14 protein-coding genes are annotated in these 17,388 nt (G+C 72.8%); 8 read left to right on the forward strand and 6 right to left on the reverse strand.

Annotated elements, in window-relative coordinates; translation table 11 throughout:
- The 3 genes from ACTB72_RS01840 to purH form a co-directional block, all read left to right on the forward strand.
- On the forward strand, window positions 1-1,104 hold a 1,104-nt coding region (locus ACTB72_RS01840; protein WP_463035273.1), incomplete at its 5' end, for an RsmB/NOP family class I SAM-dependent RNA methyltransferase.
- Window positions 1,105-1,234: 130 nt separating this feature from the next.
- Complete coding sequence (locus tag ACTB72_RS01845) at window positions 1,235-2,872, forward strand: heparinase II/III family protein (protein ID WP_463035274.1); 1,638 nt, start codon at window positions 1,235-1,237, stop codon at window positions 2,870-2,872.
- 134 nt (window positions 2,873-3,006) lie between these two features.
- The gene (purH, locus tag ACTB72_RS01850; RefSeq protein ID WP_463035275.1) at window positions 3,007-4,605 is read left to right on the forward strand and encodes a bifunctional phosphoribosylaminoimidazolecarboxamide formyltransferase/IMP cyclohydrolase; all 1,599 of its coding nucleotides are present in this window, start codon (window positions 3,007-3,009) and stop codon (window positions 4,603-4,605) included.
- A 144-nt stretch (window positions 4,606-4,749) separates the two neighbouring features.
- Here purH and ACTB72_RS01855 read toward each other — a convergent pair whose 3' ends face one another.
- On the reverse strand, window positions 4,750-5,475 hold the full coding sequence (locus ACTB72_RS01855) for a COQ9 family protein (RefSeq protein ID WP_463035276.1): 726 nt from the start codon (window positions 5,473-5,475) through the stop codon (window positions 4,750-4,752).
- A gap of 141 nt (window positions 5,476-5,616) precedes the next feature.
- Between ACTB72_RS01855 and rpsU the strand changes: the two genes are divergently transcribed.
- Both rpsU and ACTB72_RS01865 read left to right on the forward strand, forming a co-directional pair.
- Complete coding sequence (gene rpsU, locus ACTB72_RS01860; RefSeq protein ID WP_092680954.1) at window positions 5,617-5,823, forward strand: 30S ribosomal protein S21; 207 nt, start codon at window positions 5,617-5,619, stop codon at window positions 5,821-5,823.
- 303 nt (window positions 5,824-6,126) lie between these two features.
- Window positions 6,127-7,023, forward strand: a complete 897-nt coding sequence (locus ACTB72_RS01865; protein WP_463035277.1) for a M48 family metalloprotease — start codon at window positions 6,127-6,129, stop codon at window positions 7,021-7,023.
- Between the two features lie 121 nt (window positions 7,024-7,144).
- Here the strand turns inward: ACTB72_RS01865 and ACTB72_RS01870 are convergent, their stop codons facing one another.
- From ACTB72_RS01870 to ACTB72_RS01880, 3 genes are all read right to left on the reverse strand, one after another.
- Window positions 7,145-7,312: an aa3-type cytochrome c oxidase subunit IV gene (locus ACTB72_RS01870; protein WP_463035278.1), complete on the reverse strand. Its 168-nt coding sequence runs from the start codon at window positions 7,310-7,312 to the stop codon at window positions 7,145-7,147.
- Window positions 7,313-7,429: 117 nt separating this feature from the next.
- Complete coding sequence (locus ACTB72_RS01875; protein ID WP_463035279.1) at window positions 7,430-8,485, reverse strand: MBL fold metallo-hydrolase; 1,056 nt, start codon at window positions 8,483-8,485, stop codon at window positions 7,430-7,432.
- Window positions 8,485-10,203, reverse strand: a complete 1,719-nt coding sequence (locus tag ACTB72_RS01880; RefSeq protein WP_463035280.1) for an acyl-CoA dehydrogenase — start codon at window positions 10,201-10,203, stop codon at window positions 8,485-8,487. Before ACTB72_RS01880 ends, ACTB72_RS01875 begins: the two co-directional genes overlap by 1 nt.
- 331 nt (window positions 10,204-10,534) lie before the next feature.
- Here ACTB72_RS01880 and ACTB72_RS01885 point away from each other — a divergent pair, with 331 nt between their 5' ends.
- Window positions 10,535-11,614: an L-threonylcarbamoyladenylate synthase gene (locus ACTB72_RS01885; RefSeq protein WP_463035281.1), complete on the forward strand. Its 1,080-nt coding sequence runs from the start codon at window positions 10,535-10,537 to the stop codon at window positions 11,612-11,614.
- Window positions 11,604-13,034, forward strand: a complete 1,431-nt coding sequence (locus ACTB72_RS01890) for an FAD-binding oxidoreductase (RefSeq protein WP_463035282.1) — start codon at window positions 11,604-11,606, stop codon at window positions 13,032-13,034. Before ACTB72_RS01885 ends, ACTB72_RS01890 begins: the two co-directional genes overlap by 11 nt.
- 850 nt (window positions 13,035-13,884) lie before the next feature.
- On the opposite strand, the gene ACTB72_RS01895 is transcribed toward ACTB72_RS01890, so the two are convergent.
- Window positions 13,885-14,532: a flavin reductase family protein gene (locus ACTB72_RS01895; protein ID WP_463035283.1), complete on the reverse strand. Its 648-nt coding sequence runs from the start codon at window positions 14,530-14,532 to the stop codon at window positions 13,885-13,887.
- A 106-nt stretch (window positions 14,533-14,638) separates the two neighbouring features.
- Here ACTB72_RS01895 and ACTB72_RS01900 point away from each other — a divergent pair, with 106 nt between their 5' ends.
- On the forward strand, window positions 14,639-15,139 hold the full coding sequence (locus ACTB72_RS01900) for a GNAT family N-acetyltransferase (protein ID WP_463035284.1): 501 nt from the start codon (window positions 14,639-14,641) through the stop codon (window positions 15,137-15,139).
- 137 nt (window positions 15,140-15,276) lie between these two features.
- Here ACTB72_RS01900 and ACTB72_RS01905 read toward each other — a convergent pair whose 3' ends face one another.
- Window positions 15,277-17,388, reverse strand: coding sequence for a hypothetical protein (locus tag ACTB72_RS01905; protein WP_463035285.1), 2,112 nt, complete (start codon window positions 17,386-17,388; stop codon window positions 15,277-15,279).

A 17,388-nucleotide genomic window follows, 5' to 3' on the forward strand; every position in this document is an offset into this window, starting at 1 on the left:
GTTCTGAAACGCTTCCTGCGCCGCGCGCCGCCGCCCGCCGCCGCCCATGCCCTGCGGCTTGCCGCGGTCGAAATCCTGGCGCTGGGCGAGGCCCCGCATGCCGCCGCCGGCGGCGCGGTCGAGGCGCTGCGCGCCCAGCCGGGCGGCGAGCGTCTGACCGGCTTCGTCAACGCCGTCGCCCGCCGCATCGCGGCAGAGGGCCCCGCCCCCTGGGCCGCCCAGGACGCCGCCCGCGCGAACATGCCGGGCTGGATGTGGGGGCGCCTGTCGTCCGCCTGGGGCGCCGGCGCCGCGCGCCGCATGGCCGAGGCGCATCTGCTGACCCCGCCCACCGACCTGACCCCCAGGGACCCCGCCCGCGCCGCCGAGCTCGCCGAAGCGCTGGACGCCGAGCTCCTCCCCACCGGATCGCTCCGCCTGCGCGGCCGCGCCCAGCTCACCACTCTGCCTGGCTATGAAACCGGCGAGTGGTGGGTGCAGGACGCCGCCGCCGCCCTGCCCGCCCGCCTGTTCGGCGACGTCCGCGGGCTCCGCGCGCTCGACCTCTGCGCCGCGCCCGGCGGCAAGACCATGCAGCTCGCCGCCGCCGGCGCCCATGTCACCGCGCTCGACCTCATCGCCCAGCGGCTGGAGCGGGTCTCCGAAAACCTCGCCCGCACCGGCCTCGCCGCCGAGATCGTCCACGCCGACGCGCTGGACTGGACGCCGGACGCGCCCTTCGACGTCATCCTGCTCGACGCCCCCTGCTCGGCCACCGGCACCGCGCGCCGCCACCCCGACATGCCGCATCTGCGCGCGACCCTCGACCTTCCGGCCCTGACCGAACTGCAGGATGCGCTGCTCGATCGCGCCGCGGGCTGGCTCGCGCCCGGCGGCAAGCTGGTCTTCGCCACCTGCTCGCTGCTGCCCGAAGAGGGCGAGCAGCGGGCCGAGGCCTTCGCCGCCCGTGGCGCTTTGGCCACGGTCCCGATCGACCCCGCCCCGCTCGGCATCCCGTCCGAATGGGTCTCGGACCGTGGCTTTCTGCGCACGCGCCCGGATTTCTGGCCCGATTCCGGGGGCCTGGACGGGTTTTTCGCCGCGATCTTCAGCAAGGCCCCGTGACAGGAGCGGCCTCGCGCGCCATGTTGCCTCGAATCGTCGGTCATGGCTGCGCGGCATCGCTCCGCGCGGTCCTACCTGCGTTCGACGTCCCACAAGGGCGGAATGCGACGATGGGGGAGGCGAGACGCCGGTGAGCGGGTTGCTCGACAGTCTGGGATTGGGTCTGCGCGTGCCGGAGACGCTCGCCTTCCGGCCCGAGCCCCTCTGGATCGGCGACGCCGCCGCCGCCCGTCGCCTGATGGAAGGCCGTTTCCGCTTCGCCGGCGAGGAGGTGCAGGCCAGGGACCTCGGGCCGTGGCGGATCCCGCCCCCCTCGGACGCCTTCGCCGACGCGCTGCACGGCTTCGCCTGGCTCGACGATCTCGCCGCCGCCGGCACGCGGGAGGCGCGGCGTGTGGCGCAATCCTGGCTCTTCGGCTGGATCGCCCAGTTCGGCGATGGCGCCGGCCCCGGCTGGGGACCCGAGACCGCCGGCATCCGCGCCACCGCCTGGATGGAGCGCGCCGATTTCGTGCTGCGCGACGCCTCCGCCGACCTCGAACGCCGGTTTCTGCGCGCCCTCGCCCTGCATGAGCGGCGGCTGAAGAAGGGGATGGAGACGGCGCCCGAAGGCCTCGCCCGGATCCGCGCCGCCGCCGGGCACCTGAATTGCGTGCTGGCGCTGCATTCGGATGAAGCCCCCCGCCGCGCCGCGGCCAGACGGCTCGCCGCCGCGGCCTCGCTGGCGGTGGACGAGGCGGGGGGTCTGAATTCCCGCGCGCCGGAGCGGCTGTGCGAGGCGCTGATCGCGCTCGCCGCCGCCGCTCGCCATCTGAGCGCCGCGGGCCTGGACCCCGAGCCCGACCACGCCGCCGCCATCGCCCGCGCCCAGGGCGCGCTGCGCGCGCTGAGAATGCGCGACGGCGGGCTGCCGCGGTTCCATGGCGGGGGCGCGGGGGCGCCGGGCCGGCTCGACCATGCGCTGTCGCTGGTCCATGCGCGCAAGCCAGCCGCCGCGCGCGAGCGGGCGATGGGCTTCGTCCGCCTTTCCGCCGGGCGCGCCACGGTGGTGGTGGACGCGGCCCGGCCGCCGGCCACGCCGTCGGCGCATGCGGCGACGCTCGGCTTCGAACTGGCCTTCGGCGCGCTCCGGCCCATCGTCAATTGCGGCCCGGCCGGGATCGCGTCGGGCGACTGGGCCGCCGCCTGCCGCGCCACCGCCGCCCAGTCGACCCTGTCGCTGGAGGGCGTCAGCTCCGCCCGCATCGGGCCGAACGCCCGCGGCCCCGGCCCCCACCCCTTCGGCGAAGGCCCAAGGGTGGTGGAGGCGGAGACGGCGCAGGACGGCGACGGCTCGTGGTTTCTCGGCTCCCATGACGGCTATCTCGGCTCGCACGGGCTGGTGCATCATCGCCGCCTGTTCCTCAGCCATGACGGCCGCGACTTCCGGGGCGAGGACGTGCTGGAAAGCCCCGACGACGCCGCCCGCAGGCGGTTCGAGCGCGCGTCGAAGACCGGCGCGGACCGCGGCCTCGCCTTCGCGGCGCATTTTCACCTGCACCCCTCGGTCGAGGCCGCGGCCCGCGCCGACGGGACCGTGACCCTGACGATCGAGCGGACCGCCTGGGTCTTCTCGGTGATCGGGGGCGAGGCGCGGGTGCGCGACAGCGTCTATTTCGAAGCGGACCAGACCGCCCCGCGCGCGACCAAACAGGTCGTGGTCTCCGCCCGCGCGGTGGAGTATGGAGGCCGCGTTTCCTGGGGCCTGCGCCTGGGCGACCCGGCCTGAAGGCCTGGCCCGCCCGCCGACCGGCGCGCGCGACCCGGCCCCGACCCATCCTCCGCCGGCCCGCGCCCCGCAGCCGGCGTCATCGTTCCGCCCGGCCGCTCGCGCCGGCGCCGACCCGAGGCCAGAGCCCACCGATGACCGATACCCGCACCGATGCCCGCATTCCTGTCCGCCGCGCGTTGCTTTCCGTCTCCGACAAGGCGGGGCTGACCGATCTCGCCGCCGCCCTGCATGCGGCGGGGGCGGAGCTCGTCTCCACCGGCGGCACCGCCGCCGCCATCCGCGCCGCCGGCCTGCCGGTCCGCGACGTGGCCGAGCTGACCGGCTTCCCCGAGATGATGGACGGCCGCGTGAAAACCCTGCACCCGATGGTGCATGGCGGCCTGCTGGCGCTGCGCGACGACGCGGGCCATGCGGCGGCGATGGAGGCGCATGGCATCGCGCCGATCGACCTGCTGGTGGTCAACCTCTATCCGTTCGAGGCGACGGTCGCGAAGGGCGCGTCGCCCGAAGACTGCATTGAAAACATCGACATCGGCGGCCCGGCGATGATCCGCGCGGCCGCCAAGAACCATGGCCATGTCGCGGTGGTGACCGATCCCGAGGACTACGGCCCCCTGCTGGCGGAACTCGCCGAGGGCGGCACGACCCCGGCCTTCCGCACTCGCCTCGCCGCGACGGCTTACGCGCGCACCGCGGCCTATGACGCCGCGGTGTCGACCTGGATGGCCGCGCATGCCGGCGACGCGACGCCCCGTCGCCGCGCCTTCGCGGGCACGCTCGCGCAGAGCCTGCGCTACGGCGAGAACCCGCACCAGTCCGCCGCCTTCTACCTCGACGGCTCGGCCCGCCCCGGCGTGGCGACCGCCACCCAGCTCCAGGGCAAGGAGCTGAGCTACAACAACATCAACGACACCGACGCCGCCTATGAATGCGTGGCCGAGTTCGACCCGGCCGAGGGGCCGGCCTGCGTCATCGTCAAGCACGCCAATCCCTGCGGCGTCGCCAAGGGGTCCAGCGCGGCCGAGGCCTGGGGGCGGGCGCTGGCCTGCGACTCGACCTCCGCCTTCGGGGGAATCGTGGCCCTGAACGTGGCGCTGGACGCCGAGACCGCGGCGGAGATCGCGAAGATCTTCACCGAAGTGGTCATCGCCCCCGACGCGAGCCCCGAGGCGCGCGAGATCTTCGCCAAGAAGAAGAACCTGCGCCTGCTGACCACCGGCGGCCTGCCCGACCCGACCTCCGCCGGGCGGACGTTTCGACAGGTGGCGGGTGGATTTCTGGTGCAGGACCGGGACTCGGGCCGGGTCGAGCTCGCGGACCTGAACGTGGTGACGCGCCGGGCGCCGACGCCGTCGGAGCTCGCCGACCTGATCTTCGCCTGGCGGGTGGCCAAGCATGTGAAATCGAACGCCATCATCTACGCCAAGGACGGGGCCACGGTCGGCGTCGGCGCCGGGCAGATGAGCCGGGTCGATTCGACCCGCATCGCCGCCCGCAAGGCCGAGGACATGGCGAAGGCCATGGGCCTTTCCGAAGTCCCGACCCGCGGTTCGGTCGCGGCCTCCGACGCCTTCTTCCCCTTCGCCGACGGTCTGCTGACCACGGCAGAGGCCGGGGCGACCGCGGTGATCCAGCCCGGCGGCTCGATGCGCGACGCCGAAGTGATCGCCGCGGCCGACGAGGCGGGCCTCGCGATGGTGTTCACCGGGATGCGCCATTTCCGGCATTGAGCCCGCGGGCGCGGCGTGGGGGCCGGGAAGGCGGGTTCGCACCCGCCCTACCCTCTTTACGACGCCGGCGACGGTTTTCGACCCGCCGCAAGGCTGGTAGGGCGGGTGCGAACCCGCCTTACGCCGCCTCCGCCTTACGCCGCCCTAGACCCGCGCGCCCTTCGGCCGCTTCACGCCGCTGGTCAGCCGGTCGAGGCCGCCCATCACCATCTTGCCCAGCGGATTGCGGCGCACCGCGGCCTTGGCCTTCTCGATCCGCATCACGTCGCCGATGCGCCGGTCGAGATAGGCCCAGGTGTCGGCCCGCCCCTCGCTTTCGTCCCCCAGCCAGTAGAGCGTGACCGAGGAGATCACCCCCGACAGCGTGGCCCGCTTGGTGTACCAGTTCAGATCGTCCGAGCCGTCGCCCAGCGCCGTCCACACCGCATCGGCGGTGTTCCACACCATCCGTGCGCCGTGGCCGGCATTGACCGGCAGCGCGAAGAGCGAGGCCGCGCGGCGCACCGCCTCCCGGTCGGGCTCCGCCAGTTCCAGCCGCAGGCGCACGGCGTGGGTGATGCGGTCGGTCATGCCCATGCCGCCCATCGGGGCTGCGGCCAGCCCCTCGGCCATCCTGCGGTCGCCGCGCGCGTGAAACGCCATGGCGGCGTCGACCCCGCGCGGGAAGGCCAGGCGCGACATCTCCGGCGAGATCCCGGCCGCGGCGCCGGCGGCGGCGATGGCGGCGGGCGACCAGCCGTCGAAGGTCGCATGGTCGGCGATCGTCTCCAGAATCGCCTCGCGCGCCTCGGCGAGGCCGTCGGCGACGGGGGTGACGATCTCCGGGTCCACCGGGTCGTAGGCGGGGGCGTCGTGCTCGATTTCGCTCATGGCAGGCTCCTGCTTTCGGCTGGGGCTCGGGTCGGGCGCTCTCCCCAAGATAGGCCTGCGCGCGGGCGGTGGACAGGGGCGAGACCCATTGATATATAGCCCGCTCTTGCGACCCGTCAGCTTAGAAAGGTGGTGAAGTCCGTGCAGGTGATGGTCCGCGACAACAATGTCGATCAGGCTCTTCGCGCTCTGAAGAAGAAGATGCAGCGCGAGGGTGTTTTTCGGGAAATGAAGCTCCGACAGCATTACGAAAAGCCGTCGGTGAAGCGTGCCCGTGAACAGGCCGAAGCGATTCGTCGTGCCCGTAAACTCGCGCGCAAGAAATTGCAGCGCGAAGGTCTCGCCTGAGGCTTGCCCGAGCGGGGTGATGTCGCGCCCCGTGAACAAAAATCACGAAACCCCCGGTCCTGGTGGCCGGGGGTTTCGCATATCCGGGGGCGGCCGTTCGACCGACTCTCCCGGCCGAGCCCGGTCGGCGCCTCGGTCAACGTCATGCCGTCGCCGTCTCGGCGACGCATTTACGCCCGATAAGGCGCCATTGTTCGCGCCGTGACACATGATGCCGCGCCCCCCCGCCTGTCGAACAGCCCGGAGCTGTCTTTCACCGCGTCGCGCCCTCCGATCAGGGCCCGCCAGACCCGGAGTTCCACGATGAAGCTTCCCCGCCTCGCGCTCGCCGCCCTGCTCGCCGGCTCGCTCAGCGCCTGCGCCGCGCCCACCACCACGCCGCAGGGCCCGCGCTCGGCCTCCGCCCTGGCGGTGGAGAACCAGCAGTCCGAAGCGCTTCTGGCCGAGGCCCGCCAGAAGAACATGCTGCTCAAGGACCCGCAGCTGAACGGCTACATCAACGCCATCACCGCCCGGATCGACGCCCAGCGCGGCAAGCAGGCCTCGCGGCTCAAGACCTACATCCTCAAGGATCCGTCGGCGAACGCCTTCACCTCGGGCGCCGGCTACGTGTTCATCAACGCCGGCATGCTGGCCACGATGGAGAACGAGGCCGAGTTCGCCATGGTTCTGGCCCATGAGATCGCGCATGAGGATCTGGGCCATGTCACCGCCGGGATGCAGCGACGCCAGCAGGTCGGCATGGTCGGCGCGCTGCTGTCGATCGGGGGCGCGGTCGCGGGCCTGCCCAGCCAGCTGGTCGAGGGCGCGGTCGGGCTCGGCGCCCAGGCCTACACCGCCGACTTCTCGCGCGATCAGGAATCGGCGGCCGACCAGCTCGGCATGAAATATCTCGGCGGCGCGGGCTATAACGGGCTGGCGGGCGCGAAGTCCTTCGAGGTGCTCAAGCGCATGTATGGCGACTCCACCGGGGTGGCGGCCTTCTTCGCCGGCCATCCGGCCAGCGGCGACCGGCTCAATGACATGCAGGCGCTGGCGCGGGCGCAGGGCGCGACCGAGGGTCGGGTGGCCGAGAGCGAATATCTCAGCAAGACCAATCAGCTCCGCAAGGAGGTGCTGGCCTATTACAAGTCCAAGGGCGGCGCCGGTTCGGCCAATGTGGTCAACCAGCTGCGCCAGAACCTGAAGGCGGCGCGCTGAGGATCACCGGCGGCGCCCCGCCGCGCCGCCCGAAGACGCGAAACGCCGCCGCCCGGTCCCGGGCGGCGGCGTTGTCATGCGGGCCGGAGCCATGCCCTGCGGCCGGCCCCCCGACGCCGGTTCAGCCGTTGACCAGCGCCATGAAGATCAGCGCCAGGATGGTCAGGGTCGTGCCGATCATGATCACCCGCAGGAAACCCGCGAAGGTCTTCTCCTGCTCGGTGATGTCCATCTTGCCGTATTCGTGGTCGGCGCCGTGGCCGTCATGGCTGTCGTGATTGTCGGACATCCGGGCTCTCCCTCCGCGCGCGGGGCCTCGCCCCGGGCGCATGTGTTCGGTGGTTGACCGTCGAATAGCCCCGAGGGGCGCGCGCGATCAAGGCGGAAATCGTCGCGGTTGCGCCGATCAGGCGGCGAGTCGCCACCAGAGCGCGCCATCTTCGCGCAGCTCATGCGCCACCTCGCCCCGCTTGAGCATGTGGTTGAGGTGGCCGTAGGTCTCGTTGAGCGCGAGGCCGAAGACGTTCTCCTCGATCTCCCGCCCGAAGATCGGCACGAAGCACTGCACGGCGGTCCGCGGCTCGGTCAGGTGGCCGCGCAGGCGCTTGATGGCGCCGTGATGGTTGCCGATCAGCTGCTCGAACCGGGTCGGCAGGCCGGTGAACACCGCCTTGTGGCCGGGCAGCGCGATGTGATCCTCGCGCGCGAACTGCAGCAGACGCTCGCAGCTTTCCAGCCATTCGCCGACCGGATCGGCCGCGGGCTCGGTCGGGTGCACGCCGAGATTGGAGCTGATGCCGGGAATCGCCTGATCCCCGACGATCACCAGATTGCAGTCCTGCGACCAGAACGTCGCATGCTCGGGCGCGTGGCCGTTGCCCATCCGCACATCCCAGCGGCGGCCGCCCATGGTGATGACGTCGCCTTCCTCGATCCGGGTGTAGCCCTGCGGGATCCGGTAGGTGGCGTTGGAGAAGTTCATCGGCGCCTTCGCCGCGAAGCGTTCCACCATGTCGGGCGCCATGCCGCCGCGCACCCAATGGGCGACCTGCTGGGGCGGGTGGGTTTCGTTGTGGTCGAGCTGCAGCATCCGCGTCATCAGATAGGCGGTGCGGGTGGTCCAGAATTCGGCGTCGTCATGTTTCATGAAGCGGCCGACCAGCCCGATATGGTCGGGGTGGTGATGGGTGCCGACGATCCGCCGGATCGGCTTGCCGGCGAGCGGGCCCGCGCGCAGCTTCTCCCAGTCGTCGAGGCACTGGCGGTGGCGCAGCCCGGTGTCGATCACCGTCCAGCCGTCGCCGTCGTCCAGCACGTAAACGTTCACATGGGCGAGCCGGTTGGGCATGCCGATGCGGGTCCAGAGCACGCCCTCGGCCAGTTCCACCGCGGCTCCGTTCTCCGGCGGTTCGGCGACCGGGAAGCGGACGCCGGTGCGGGCGGCGGTCGTCACGCCGGCCATCAGGCGAGCGCCTCCGCGTCGAGCGCGTAGAGCGCGGACGCCCCCTCGGTCGCGGCGTCGCAGAGCGCCGCGACCAGCGGCAGTTCGCGCCCGAAATAGTAGCGCGCGAGGGCCACGCGGCGGCCCTGGTCCGCCCCGCCGACGCCCGCGCCCTTCAGCAGATAGCCGCCGCCCAGCAGCAGCGCCCAGGCGCGCAGATAATCGACGGCGCCGGCGGCCCGGTCGTTGGGCTCCGCCGCCAGCATCCAGTCCGTCGCCGCCTCCACCGCGTCGATGGCGAGGGCCAGTTGCTCGCCCAGCGGCTCGAGCGGCCCTTCGGCGGCCTTGACCGCGGCGCGCAGCTCTTCGATCAGGGCCGCCGCGGCCTCGCCCCCGTCGGCGAGCTTGCGGCCGACGAGGTCCATGGCCTGCACGCCGTTGGTGCCCTCGTAAATCGCGGTGACGCGGACGTCGCGGGAATATTGCGCGGCGCCGGCCTCCTCGATGAAGCCCATGCCGCCATGGACCTGCACGCCGATATAGGCGACCTCATTGCCGATATCGGTGCCGAAGGCCTTGGCGATGGGCGTCAGGAATGCGCCCCGCGCCTTCCACGCCTTGCCCTGCGCCCCGCCCGCGGCCCGCGCCATGTCGAGCGACAGCGCGGTGTCGAGGCAGATCGCCCGCGCCGCATCGGTCAGCGTGCGCATCTTCAGCAGCATCCGCCGCACATCGGCATGACCGACGATGGACTTCGAGCCGTCGGCGGTTTTGCCCTGCACCCGGTCCATCGCGTAGCCAAGGGCCTTCTGGCAGGCGGCCTCGGCGATGCCGAGCCCTTCCACGCCGACGCCCAGCCGGGCATTGTTCATCATCGTGAACATCGCCGCCATGCCGCCGTTCTCCGGCCCCACCATCCAGCCGGTGGCGCCTTCGTAGGCCATCACCGCGGTCGGCGAGCCGTGCAGGCCCATCTTGTGCTCGAGGCTCACCACCTTGAGCGTATTCGCCACCCCGGGGCGGCCCTCGGCGTCGGGGATGAATTTCGGCACCAGGAACAGCGACACGCCGCGCGTGCCGGGGGCCGCATCCGGCAGACGCGCCAGCACCAGATGGCAGATGTTCTCCGCCACGTCGTGATCGCCCCAGGAGATGTAGATCTTCTGCCCCGACACCGCGTAGGTCCCGTCGCCGTTGGGCCTGGCCTGCGAGGCCAGCGCGCCGACGTCGGATCCCGCCTGCGGCTCGGTCAGGTTCATGGTCCCGGTCCACTCGCCCGAAATCAGCTTGGGCAGGTAGAGCGCCTTGAGCTCGTCGGACGCATGCGCCTCCAGCGCCTCGATCTGGCCCTGGCTGAGCAGCGGGCAGAGCGACAGGCTGAGATTGGCGGATGCGAACATCTCCCCCACCGCGGTCCCCAGCGTCAGCGGAAGGCCCATGCCGCCATGCTCGGTCGAGGCGGCGAGGCCGACCCAACCGCCCTCGGCGATCTGACGATAGGCGTCGACGAAGCCCGGAGAGGCGCGGACCACGCCGTTCTCCAGCCGCGCCGGGGTCAGGTCGCCGTTGCGGTTGATCGGCGCGAGCACGCCGGCGGCGAGCTTGCCGGCCTCGTCGAGGATCGCGGCGCGCGTCTCCTCGGTGGCGTCGGCGAACAGCTCGGTCTCGGCCAGACGGTTGGCCCCGATCACATGGTCGAGGCAGAAGGCGAGGTCGCGGATCGGGGCTTGGTAGGACATGGTCATCGCTCCCTTGGCCGGGGGCGGCGGACGGCGGGTCGTCCCGGACCGCCCTGCGCCGGCTGGATGGCCGCTCTCGGGGTCGTCGGACACGCCAGCGCGCGCCGCCGCCCGTCGGGCGCGTTTTGCCCGGAAGCTAGGCGCGGGGCGGGGTCCTGTCCAGCGGAGACGCCGACGCAGGGGCGCCGTGATCCGTCGCCGGTCCGGCGGTGGTCGGGGGGGGCCGCGGCCCCGCCTGCGCGGGGATGGGGGCTTGCGGCGGCGCCGGCGACGCGGGATCAGGGGGAGAGCGGCCGCCCGGGCGAAGGGCGGCCCGAGCGGCGGAGGGCGCATGACCGCGAAACGCACCGCATGGCTGGCCCCGGACAGGGCGGGGATCGCCGAGGCCGCGCGCATCCTGCGCGACGGCGGCCTCGTGGCCTTCCCGACCGAGACGGTCTACGGCCTCGGCGGGCGCGCGGACCGCGAGGCCTCGGCCGCCGCGATCTACGCCGCCAAGGGCCGGCCGTCGTTCAACCCGCTGATCGTGCATGTGGCCGACCTCGCCGCCGCCGAGGCGCTGGCCGAGATCTCCGCCCCCGCCCGCGCGCTCGCCGCCCGCTTCTGGCCCGGGCCGCTGACCCTGGTGCTGCCGCGGCGCGAAAACTCCGGCCTCGCCCCCGCCGTCACCGCCGGCCTCGCGTCCGTCGCCATCCGCATCCCGGCCCATCCGCTGGCCCGCGCGTTGCTGGAGGCGGCTGGCGTCCCCGTCGCAGGCCCCTCCGCCAACCCGTCCGGCAAGGTCAGCCCGACCACCGCCGAACATGTGGCCGAGGGACTCTCGGGCCGCATCGACGCCATTCTCGACGGCGGCCCCTGCCCGGTGGGTCTGGAAAGCACCATCCTCACCTTCGACCCCGACGGGACCCCGCGCCTGCTCCGCCCCGGCGGCCTGTCGCTGGAGGCCATCGCGGAGGCCTGCGGCGCCCGGCCCGTGCTGGGCGGGGTGGGCGGGCGGGAGCCCAGCTCGGGCCGGGCGCCGCAGGCCGGCGCTCCCGCAGATCCCGCGAACCCCGCGCCCGCCATCGTCGCGCCCACGATCGTCGCCCCCGGCATGCTCGCCTCCCATTACGCCCCCGGCGCCGCCCTGCGCCTGAACGCGCCCGCGCCGCGGCCGGGCGAGGGCTGGCTCGGCTTCGGTCCCGACCCGACCGAAGCCGCCGCCGCCGCCCACGCGCTGAACCTCTCCCCGGCCGGCGACCTCGCCCAGGCCGCCGCCGCTCTCTTCGCCCATCTCCGCACGCTCGACGCAAGCATGGGCGGCGCCGGCGTCATCGCCGTCGCCCCCCTGCCCGAGACCGGAATCGGCCTCGCCATCAACGACCGGCTGGCCCGCGCCGCCGCCCCAAGGGACTTTTCCGATGCCCCGTGAAGACCTCGCCGCGCCCTCCCCCGCCTTTCTCGCCGCGCTCCGCGAAAAGCTCGGCCCCAAGGGCCTGCGCGAGGGCGACGACGCCGCCCCTTATCTGCGCGAGCCCCGCGACCTCTCCCAGGGCCAGGCCGCGCTGGTGGTCCGCCCCGGCTCGGTCGAGGACGTGGTCCATATCGTGCGGGCCTGCGGCGAGGCCCGCGTCGCGCTGACCCCCTGGGGCGGCGGCACCGGCCTCGTCGGCGGCCAGGTCCGGCCCGAAGGCCCTCCGGGCTTGCTGCTGTCCGTGGAACGCCTCAACCGCATCCGCGCCCTCCATCCCGACGACGACGCCATGATCTGCGAGGCCGGGGTGATCCTCGCCGACGCGCAGGCCGCGGCCGCGTCCGTCGACCGGCTGTTCCCGCTCTCCATCGCCTCCGAAGGCGCCGCGCGGATCGGCGGCGTGCTGGGGACCAATGCCGGGGGCGTCAACGTGCTGCGCTACGGCATGACCCGCGACCTCTGCCTGGGGCTCGAGGCGGTGATGCCCGACGGCTCGGTGTTCAACGGCCTCAAGCGGCTTCGAAAGGACAACACCGGCTACGACCTGCGCCACCTGCTGATCGGCTCCGAGGGGACGCTCGGCGTGATCACCGCCGCCTCGCTCCGCCTCCATCCCCGTCCGACCGAGATCGCGACGGCCTTCGTCGCCGTCCCCTCCCCCGCCGCCGCGCTCGAGCTTCTGCACCTGCTGCGCGGCCGGGTGGGCGAGCAGATCTCGGCCTTCGAGCTGATGCAGGGCTCCGGCATCCGCTTCTGTCTCGACGAGATCCCCGGCGCCCGCTGCCCGCTCGACCCGATCCCCGAATGGTCGGCGCTGGTCGAGGTCGGGGGCGGCGCGGGCTCCGGCGCCGCCGCGGCGCTGGAAGCCGCGCTGGAGGAGGCGTTCGAAAGGGGCCTCGCGCTCGACGGCGCGCTCGCCCAGTCCGAGCAGCAGCGCGCCGATTTCTGGCGCCTGCGCGAGACGATTCCGGAAGCCAACCGCAAGATCGGCTCCATCGCCTCGCATGACATCTCGGCGCCGCTCAGCGAGGTCGCGGCCTTCGTCACCGCCGCCTCGGCGCGGCTGATGCAGGAAGCGCCGGACATCCGGATCAACGCCTTCGGCCATCTCGGCGACGGCAACCTGCACTACAACCTCTTCCCCGCGAAGGGCCGCAAGCGCGACGACTATGCGAACCTGAAGCCGGTTCTGACCCGGATCGTGCATGACCTGATCGACGCGCATGGCGGCTCGATCAGCGCCGAGCATGGCATCGGGCGGTTCAAGACCGCGGATCTCGCGCATTACGGCGACCCCGCGAAGCTGGCCGCGATGCGCGCGATCAAGGCGGCGCTGGACCCGGCGGGGATCATGAACCCGGGGGCGGTGCTCGCCTGAGGCGCGCGCGCGCACGAAAAAGGGCCGGGCGATTCCCGCCGCGGCCCTGAATTCGTCCGGGTTCACCGGAATGTCGCTGGTCGCCCGGTCGCATCCGCGGCGCGTGCGCCCGCATGACCGTCCTGTCCATCGCCTACGCCCGCCACCTACGCCCGTCGTTTTCGCCTGCGGCCGTCACGCGGCGCCGCAGCCCCGATCCCACCCGGGCGCCGCGATGTTTTCCTGCAGGCCGCGGCGCCTCAGGCCGTCCCGTCCTCCGTCACACTTACCGCCGCGCAATTCCAACGCTTACGCCCTTTGCGCAACACCACGCATCCTTCGACCTACGCCACCACGCTCCGCCCGTCCGTCACACACGCCGTCTCACGCTCACGCCACCCCAACCACGCCACACTTCGCTTCACCCGCCGAACGCCACGCAACTCCACTCGACCACAAACACGCCACGCACTTGCACCCGCCTTTCCCGAGGCCCGCCCACACCACGGTCCCCGGGTCGCCGCGCGGGATCCGACCCCTCGATCCCGCATCTGAAGGAAGCCGACCTCGCCGGCGTCACGCCACTCACCCCAAACGCTCCGACGCCGTCCAAACACGCGCGAAGCGGCTTCCCCCTTACGCCCCGGCGGACGGCGGCCCGGGCCGTTCACCCAGGCCTGGCCGTCGTCCCCTCCGGCCAGACCGTGATAGGCTCCGCGGTCTCTACGCAGAGTAAATATCCAACATTTTCAAGGCTAAGCTCTGGTTACGGAGCATGGCTGACGAATCCTTTCACCGGACCCGAAACGCAATGGGGCGGCGCCCTCCGCAGGCGCCGCCCCGAGGCGGAGGGGGCGCGCCGGGCCCCGGCTCAGCGCGGCGCCATGTTGTGCGCGTCGCCGCCGCCGGGGCGGGTCATCTGGAAGAGCTCGCGCACCACGGCGTAATCCTTGTAGCCGCAGCGCGCGACCGGGTGGAACTTCTCCAGGTCGAAGATCCCGTCGGTCAGCATGGCGTCGTGGATATGCACCGCGACCACCGAGCCGAAGACCACCACATTGTCGGTGTCGGGCCCGGCCGTGGGCAGCGCCACCTCCTTCCACAGCCGGCATTCCAGCGTGGCGGGCGCGGCGGCGACGCGGGCGCAGTCGATCTCGACGCAGTCGGCCTTCTCCAGCCCGGCCAGCGCGAACTCGTCCTCCTCATGGGCGTAGCCGCCGGAGGTGAGGTTCATCGCGTCCTTCAGCTCCCAGCTCACGATATTGACCGCGAACACGCCCGAGGCGCGGATGTTGGCGAGGCTGTCCTTGGTCTCGGCCTCGCGCCCCACCTTGCGGCCGGTGACCGAGAACATGATCATCGGCGGCGCGTCGGCGACCCCGTTGAAGAAGGAATAGGGGGCGAGATTGTCGCGCCCCTGCGCGTCGCGGCTGGAGATCCAGCCGATCGGGCGCGGGGCCACGATGGCCTTGAACGGGTTGTGCGGCAGTCCGTGCCCGTCCTGGGTGAGGTAGTGCATGTGGGCGTCTCCATGATCGCGTCCCCCCGCTTCTAGACGAAACCGGCGAGCGCATGCTACGGGCCGGACCCGTCGCCATCCCCCGCAGCGTGGAAAAGGACCATCGATGTTCCGGATCATGCGCGAGCGCCCGCAGGACGAGCCCGAGGTGGAATGGCTCTACGACACCTGCTTCGCGCCGGGCCGCACGGCGCTCAGTTCCTATCGCCTTCGCGACGACGTGGCCGCGGTGCCCGAGCTGTGCATGCTCGCCCGCGACGAATACGACGCGGTGGCCGGCGCGATCCGCTACTGGCCGGTGCGGATCGGCGAGGCGGGGACGCCGGCGCTGCTGCTCGGCCCGGTGGCGGTGCACCCGACGCGGCAGGGCGAGGGGCTGGCCGCGATGCTGATCGGCGCGACGCTGGACGCGGCGGCGGATCTCGGCTGGACCCGCGTGGCGCTGGTGGGGGACGAGCCCTATTATCGCCGCTTCGGCTTCACGCGGGAGCTGGGCAAGGGCCTGGCGTTTCCCCCGCCGACCAACCCGGCGCGCGTGCTGGGGCGGGAGCTGGCGCCAGGCGGTTGGGATGGCGTGGCGGGCGAAGTGCGGCGCTGGGTGGACTGACCGACGGTCGGGCCTTGCGGCCCGCGTTCCCCGGTCACGCCGCCCGCCCCTCCTCCCGTGACGGAGGTCCGAGCAAGCCGACCCGCGCCTCGCACGTCCGGTCGGCGTTCCGCGGCCGGGTCGGGGGCGGGGACGCGTCAGCGGCCCTCGCGCCGCCAGGCCAGCAGGGCGAGCCCGGCCGAAAGGATCAGCATCAGCCAGCCCGGCGCCAGCGGGGTCAGCGCGATGTCGCGCACCGAATAGGCGTCGGCCCGGGCCAGCCCGATCCAGCCGCGCCCCGCCGCCGCCCGCCCCGGGCGCACCCGGCGCAGGTCGGGCATGCCGTCGGCCACCCGCATCACGCCGCCGCGCGTCGCCTCCGACAGACCCGCCAGCAGCGCGCCGGTCGACACCGGGTTCTCGAACTCCTTCGGCGCCGGTGGGCCGACCGCGGCCACACCCTCCAGCACCCCGTCGGTGAGGGTCCAGAGGCCGGTCTCCTCCGCCTCGAACGCCGCGCGCCAGAGGCCTGGACCCGACGGCTCGAACCGCGTCTCGATGGTTGCGCCCGAGGGCGAGACCGCGGTCAGCCGCCCCGGCTCGGTGGCGACCGAGCGGCGGGTGACCTCGACCTCGGCGCCGGCCACTTCGGCGGTCAGCGCCTCCTCCTCCAGCTCCGGCTCCTTCATCAGCCAATGCGCGAGCCGGCGAAGCAGCTCCGCCTGCGGCCCGCCGCCCTCGAAGCCTCGGGTCCACAGCCAGGCGTGGTCCGAGGCCAGCGCCGCCACCCGCCCCTTGCCGACCCGGTCGAGGATCAGCAGCGGCGCCCCCGCCCCGCTCATCACCGTCTGGCCCGAGGTCGGCTCCATCTCGATCACCCGGAACCAGCGGCCCCAGTTCGGCTGGGTCCCGCTCGGCGCGCCGCCGGCGACCGGCGAGGGCCCTTCATGGGTCAGGCCGGCGGTGACCGGGTGGCGCTGGCCGAGCTCGGTGATCTCGGGCCGGAATCCTTCCTCGATGATCCGCGCCGTGGGGCGCCCGGGAAGAATGTCGCGCAGCGGCGTGCGGTAGAGGCTTTCCACTCCCGCGAAGGCGGGCCCCGAGGCGATCAGCACCGCGCCGCCGTCGCGCACATAGCGCGCCACGTTCTCGATATAGGCGTTGGGCAGCACGCCGCGGCGGCGGTAGCGGTCGAAGATGATCAGGTCGAACTCGTCGACTTTGTCCATGAAGAGCTCGCGCGTCGGGAAGCTGATCAGCGACAGCTCGAACACCGGCACACCGTCCTGTTTGGTCGGCGGGCGGAGGATGGTGAAATGCACCAGGTCGACCGAGGGGTCGGCCTTCAGCAGGTTGCGCCAGGTGCGCTCGCCCGGATGCGGCTCCCCGGACACCAGCAGCACGCGCAGCCGGTCGCGCACGCCATTGACGGTGAACACCGCGGCGTTGTTGCGGTCGGTCAGCTCGCCGTCGCGCATCGGCATCGACAAGGACACCACGTTGGCCCCGCCATGCTCGATCTGCATCCGCAGCCGGGCCGAGCGTCCCACCGGAACCTCCGGCGTCGCCACCAGCCTGCCGTCCACCCGCATCTCGATCCGGGCGGAGCCGGTGGCGGCGGCGGGCGCATCGCCCAGCGCCTCGATGCGGAAGGCGACCTCCACCGTCTCGCCGACGATGCCGAAGGCGGGGGCGGCCTCGAGCGCGAGGCGGCGATCCCATTCGCCCTCCCGCCCGGTCACCAGCACATGCACCGGGGCGGGGAAGCTCTCGAGCGCGTCGGCGTCATGCGCCTGGCCGTCGGTGATCAGGATGGCGCCGGCGAGCCGGTCGGGCGCGACCTCCGCCGCGGCGGCTTCCAGCGCCTCCAGCAGCAGCGTGCCGCGATCCGCGTCGGCGACGCCGCCGGAATGCGGGGCGACGCGGGCGTAGCGGACCTCCAGCGGCGCATCGGGGTCGGCGGCGAGCGCGTCGAGCGCCGTGCGCAGCTCCCCCTCCGCGGCTTCGGTCTGCGCCGCGCGGCCGTCGATGGCGTTGGAGGCCGACGCGTCGGTCACCACGATGGCGACGTCAGGCAGGGGGTCCCGCAGCTCCTGGCGCAGCGACGGGTTGGCGAGCGCGACCAGCAGCGCCCCCGCCGCCAGCGCCCGCAGCGCCCAGCCGGGCGCCCCGCGCCACAGGCACAGCACCACCGCGGCCAGCGACAGCGCGCCCAGCGCGATCAGCGCCTCGAGCGGCAGCAGGGGGGCGAAATCAAGCTCGGCGTTCAT

This window comes from Albimonas sp. (assembly GCF_055129145.1).

Coding starts and splice junctions, on each gene's coding strand:
- purH (WP_463035275.1), top strand. CDS start 3,007: ATGACCGATACCCGCACCGATGCCCGCATTCCTGTCCGCCGCGCGTTG.
- ACTB72_RS01855 (WP_463035276.1), bottom strand. CDS start 5,475: ATGAGCGAAATCGAGCACGACGCCCCCGCCTACGACCCGGTGGACCCG.
- ACTB72_RS01865 (WP_463035277.1), top strand. CDS start 6,127: ATGAAGCTTCCCCGCCTCGCGCTCGCCGCCCTGCTCGCCGGCTCGCTC.
- ACTB72_RS01870 (WP_463035278.1), bottom strand. CDS start 7,312: ATGTCCGACAATCACGACAGCCATGACGGCCACGGCGCCGACCACGAA.
- ACTB72_RS01875 (WP_463035279.1), bottom strand. CDS start 8,485: ATGGCCGGCGTGACGACCGCCGCCCGCACCGGCGTCCGCTTCCCGGTC.
- ACTB72_RS01880 (WP_463035280.1), bottom strand. CDS start 10,203: ATGTCCTACCAAGCCCCGATCCGCGACCTCGCCTTCTGCCTCGACCAT.
- ACTB72_RS01885 (WP_463035281.1), top strand. CDS start 10,535: ATGACCGCGAAACGCACCGCATGGCTGGCCCCGGACAGGGCGGGGATC.
- ACTB72_RS01890 (WP_463035282.1), top strand. CDS start 11,604: ATGCCCCGTGAAGACCTCGCCGCGCCCTCCCCCGCCTTTCTCGCCGCG.
- ACTB72_RS01895 (WP_463035283.1), bottom strand. CDS start 14,532: ATGCACTACCTCACCCAGGACGGGCACGGACTGCCGCACAACCCGTTC.
- ACTB72_RS01900 (WP_463035284.1), top strand. CDS start 14,639: ATGTTCCGGATCATGCGCGAGCGCCCGCAGGACGAGCCCGAGGTGGAA.
- ACTB72_RS01905 (WP_463035285.1), bottom strand. CDS start 17,388: ATGAACGCCGAGCTTGATTTCGCCCCCCTGCTGCCGCTCGAGGCGCTG.